Source organism: Streptomyces diastatochromogenes (assembly GCF_002242805.1).
In the GTDB taxonomy this organism is placed as follows: domain Bacteria; phylum Actinomycetota; class Actinomycetes; order Streptomycetales; family Streptomycetaceae; genus Streptomyces; species Streptomyces diastatochromogenes.
The window spans coordinates 1-4,842 of the sequence record NZ_MCGQ01000153.1 but is presented as its reverse complement, the minus strand read 5'-3'; the positions used below and the strand labels follow the sequence as shown (position 1 = coordinate 4,842).

Sequence of the window (4,842 nt, the reverse complement as noted above, 5' to 3'; positions counted from 1 at the left end):
GGATCCGGCTGCGCCGTTCCTTGGCGTGCCGTGCGGCCACGGCCGCTGCGGCCATGATGTTCGCCCGGGTGCGTTCCCGGTCGGGTACGGCGGACTCGGCGGCCTCCTTGGCCCGCTCGACCGAGTCGGCCGCCGCGTTGACGACCTGGTCGATGGTCCGCAGGGCTTTGACCGACAGTGAGGGCATCATCGAGCCGATCCGCCCGCTGACGGTGCGCCCGAGGCTGTTGGTGCGCAGTTCGGGCAGGCGTCCGGCGAGCCGGCCCGGCACCTCGACGGTGACCGCGGGAGGCCGCAGCAGCTCCGCCAGCTGTCGGGTCTCCGTCTCGGTGAGGCCCGCATGCCCGGTGGTGGTGGCGCTGCGGTCCAGCGTCCGGGCCAGGGCGTCGGCCAGTTCGGCGGATGCCTCCTGCAGATGTCCGGTGAGCAGGCGGCCGTAGCTGCCGTCACGCTGAACCGGGCCGGTCGTCAGCTGGTTCGCGATCTGTTCACCGCAGGCGCGGGCTCGTATCTCCCATTGCCGTGCGCAGTCGTCCACAGCCCGCTCCATCTGGGAGCGGAAGAGCTCGCCGGCGGTGGCGAGGTCGGCCCGCAGCAGGTCTTTGCCGGCGCGTTCCTGTTCCAGGAGGGACCGCTGCTCGCGGATCCGGAATGCGGCCTCGTCGACCAGAGGGCGCAGCAGCGCCGCCGCACGGGCTCGCCGGGCGGTTGCCACCGCCGGGTCGGCGTGGCTGATCCCGTCGAGCAGAGCACGGGCCTCGGGTCCGCCGAAGTGGCCGGGGTCGGCGGCGGCCGCGCGGGCACTGACGAAGACGAGTCCTGTAGGCAGCGCGCCGTCGAGTGCGTGGTGGAGCCGGGCCCGGTGGTGGTCGGCCCTGGTGGCCAGGAAGCGCTGCCACTGCTCGGGGGTGTCCTCGGTGAGGAAGACATTGACCAGCAGCAGCACCGAGTCGGGTCCGTGCCGTTCGCGGTGGGCCCGGAGGAATTCCTCCTCGCTGGTGGAGATCGGCTGCCGGGAGTTGACGACCCAGACCAGCAGGTCGGCATGGGCGGCGGCCTCGGCAGCCCGGGTGGTCATGGCATCGGTGTCGTTGATGCCGGGTGAGTCGACCCAGCGCACGCGGTCCGGGACCGGGCAGTCGGCCAGCTCGATCACCACGCGACAACTCTCCAGCACCTCGCGGCGGTAGTCGCCGTCGGCGGCGACCAGGGAGACGGCCTCTGCGATGGCGTCGGTGGTGCACGGCATCTCTGTGCGCCGGCCGGCGCGGACGACGGTGACGCGGTCGGCGGATCCCTTTCTGATCACGCAGGCGACTCCCGTCTCCGGGAAGTCGTCGACCGGCAGGAGCGGGCGGCCGATTAGCAGGTTGAGGAGGCTGGACTTGCCGGCGCTGAAGTGGCCGCCGAAGACCACCGTGGTGCCGGGTGCGGCCAGCACGGTCCGTACCCGCTCCAGTTCGGTGGTGAACCGCCGGTGACAGGCATCGCCGTGGTGTTGTGCGAGTTCTCGGGCAAGGGCCGGCGGCAGTGCCACCGCCGGCCGTGCGGTACTGCGGGTCCTGGTCACCGGGTCACACCTGCTGTGCGGTGGTGAGGGCCTTCTGCAGTTGAACCAGATGTCCGGCGACCGTGGTCTTGGCTTCGCCGAGCCGGGTCAGAGCCTGGTCGCGTTCGTGCTGGTCGCGCTGGTTCTCCTCGACCATGGACCGGATGTTGTTCTCCTCCTCCTCGATCACGGCGGTGATCTCCTGGGTGACGAGGTTCTCCAACTCCTCGAAGCCTGCCCGCACGCGCTCGGTGAGCTGCGGGCCGAGTTGTACCGGCAGATCGCGCAGCCCCGCGTCGGCGTCCTCGACCGCCCTGCGCTTGAGGCGCTTCTCCAGGTTGAAGCTGCCACCACCCATGCTGCCCAGGAGCGAGGCGGCCAGCACCGCCGGAATGACGATCGGCGCGGCGGGGCTGACGCCGAGCATGCCGAGGACGACCGCTGCGCCCAGGGCGGCGCCCGCGCCGCCGGCCGCGCCACGCCAGCCTGCCGCGCCCCCGGCCACGGCACCGCCCAGCCCGCCCAGCGCGAAACCGGCCACCGCGGCCAGCACGCGCTCGGTGGTGCCGACCAGAGGTTTGCCGCCCGGGGCGACCTCCCACCCGGTCAGTTCCAGGTGCAGGGCGTCGAACTCCCTGCCGATCGCTACGATCTCCACCTCGATGTCGTCCGCCAGGTGCTTGAGCAGCGGCGCGAGCAGGTCCTGCGCCTCGGCGTCGGCCCAGCCCGAGAGGCTGTCGGTGATGTACTGCTGGACCGCCTCGGAGATGGTGGCCGCCGCCTTCTTCTGCTGAATCACTCCGAGCATCTTGCCGAGATTGACCTCCACCCCCTCCACATGGTCGGCCAGGCCGTCACGCATGGTGGTGGTCCGCGCCGTGAGGCTGGTGGTCAGGGCGGCTTCGGCCTCGGCACGATATCGGGCGAAGAGCGTGGGCAGCTTGGCCGGGCGGCTCCGGATCGCCGAGAGGGTGGGCAGCATGCCCGCGTACGCCTCACGCAGCCGGGTCTGGTCGGTGCGGGCGGCCTTCACCCGCTGGTCGATGTGCTGGTCGACCGCCTGGGCCAGATGGGTGGCCTGGGTGGTGTACCGCTTGAGGTGCACATGGTGGCGGTCGCGCAGGAGGAAGTCGCCCAGCCGCCGCTCGAGTTCGGCCAGGCCGGACGCCTCGACCAGTTCCGGATCGTTGCCGTAGACGCCGCGGCGGGCGCGTTCGGCGTCGACGAAGTAGATGTCACGAGAGGCGAGGTCCTGGCCCGCCCAGGCGGGACCGCCGAGCTGGTCGCGGACGTACCTGTTCCAGACGAACCCCATGAGCCGGTCGTCGGCGGGGCGGGCGTGGAAGAGGTTGACCACCGTGAAGATCCGGGTACCCTCCCGCACCAGGTCGGAGGCGTTCATCAGCTCGTTCTGGCCCATCAGCACATCACTGCGGTAGACCAGTACGGCGGCGTCGCAGCGTTGGGTGGCCTCCTGGGTGACCTTGGTGCGGGTGGGGTGTTCGTCCAGTCCCGGCGAGTCGTAGACGACGACGCCGGCCTTGCAGAGCCTGGCGGGGAAACCCATCTCGAACTCGCGGATGTGCCGGAAGCGGCGTTCGCTCTCCTGCTCGTCGATGTCGAGGGTGGACTCCCGCAGATAGCGGTCCAGGGGCCAGGACTCGGACTTGCCCTCGAAGCTCCACGCCTTGATGTACGGCTCGTCGGCGTACCGGACCCCGGTGAGGGTGGCGGTGGCGGGCAGATCGTCCACGATCATGGGCCCCTGGTGCCCCGCCAGGTCGACGGGCTGGGTGGTGCCGCCGAGCAGGGCGTTCAGCAGGGTGGACTTCCCGTTCTTGAAACGCCCCATCACCATCAGGTTGAAGGTGTCCGACCTCAATTGCAGGGCCGTCGCCTCCAATCGTGAGGCGGTCTCCTTCATCTCCAGCGCCCGTGCCAGCGTGCCCAGGCCGTCGATGGCCACGCCGGCCTCCCCGGTGGCCCGCTCGGCGCCCTGCTGCATCATTTCCGCCAGCGTGCTGCTCATGTGTTGTGCCACGGTCTCCCCTCCCTGTTCTCCGGGCGTTGAGCGGCTCGCCCGGGATGTGGCGCGTTCTCCGCCCCGCAGGGCGGAAGTTCTCAGATCCGTACGGCGGCGAGGCGGTGCCGCAGGGCGTCCAGCTCGGCGGTGGCCTCCACGGTGACGCCCGGGCCGGCAGTGTGCCCGGCTTCCGGCATGTCCTCCCCGCGGTCCTGCGGCGGGCACAGGGCGTCCAGCTCGCGGCCTGCCCGGTCCAGGGTCTGCTCCACGGTCCTGCGCAGCGCCCCGACCTCCCGGCGCACCGCGCCGGGCACGAGCTGTGTCAGGCCGGCGACGCGTTTGCGCACGGCGTCCTGCCCGTAGGCGGTCGCGCGGACGAGCTGCTGTTCGGCCTGCACGTGGCGCAGCATGCCTCCGGCGGCGGCTCCCACCCCGGCGCCGAGCACGGTGCCGAGTCCACTGGTGAGCACCGCTCCGGCGGCGGCACCGAGCACCCCGCCCACCACCACCTCGGCGGCCATGCCGGGACTTCGCCCGGGTGCGACGGGGCCGGCGGAGGAGTTGGTGGAAGCCATCAGGGCACCGTCGAGGGACACCGTGGGCACCGCCCCCAGGCACTCCGGCGTCGCACCGCACCCCCTGAGCGCCTCGTCCAGCCGGTGGAAGAGCTCGCACACCGCGAAATCGATGCGGGCGGCCCTGGCCCTGAGCCCGGGGCCGGTGGTAGCGGCCCAGCGTTGGATGCCGCGGTCCACACAGCTGCCGACGAGGCTGCGCACCCGGGCGGGTTCGGACAGCTCCTCGCGGTGACGCTCCAGGAAACGCTTCACATCGCGCTGCAGGTCCTGCTCCAGCATCCGCAGCGCGGCGGCCACCTCTCGCTCGGCGGCGGACGACTCGGCGTCCAGGGTCCGCAGCAGTTCCCGGCGGCCGTCGGTCAGGGCGGTGCGGGCGGCGGCGCCCTGGGCGGTAAGGCGGCGGGCCGGGTCGACGGGCCGCGCCGGGGTCTGCTCGGCGACGAGGTCCGAGGCGAGGTCCAGCAGGTGGGCGATCCGGTAAACCTGCAATCCGGCGGGGGTCGCCACCTTGACGGCCATCCGTGTCTCCAGCGCGGCGGCGTCGCGTGCCAGACGTTCGCGCAGGTGCTCGGGTGCCTCGGCAGCGGCCCACAGCAGGCATTGGTGGTCGATCAGGTCGCCCCCGGCCCATTGCTCGTCGGGCCCCGCGTACAACAGGCGCCAGATACGGCGGGCCACCAGGTCCAGGTCGC

2 protein-coding genes and 1 pseudogene are annotated in these 4,842 nt (G+C 71.9%); all 3 read right to left on the bottom strand.

Annotation, left to right across the window (positions count from 1 at the left end; translation table 11 throughout):
• Positions 1–1,570 (bottom strand): dynamin family protein (locus BEK98_RS47255; RefSeq protein ID WP_143684294.1); only part of this gene is annotated, 1,570 nt, incomplete at its 3' end.
• Between the two features lie 4 nt (positions 1,571–1,574).
• A complete protein-coding gene (locus BEK98_RS48425; protein ID WP_107428348.1) occupies positions 1,575–3,578 on the bottom strand; it encodes a dynamin family protein in 2,004 nt (667 codons plus the stop codon).
• 92 nt (positions 3,579–3,670) lie between these two features.
• A pseudogene (locus BEK98_RS49440) lies at positions 3,671–4,842 on the bottom strand (hypothetical protein); the annotation flags it as partial.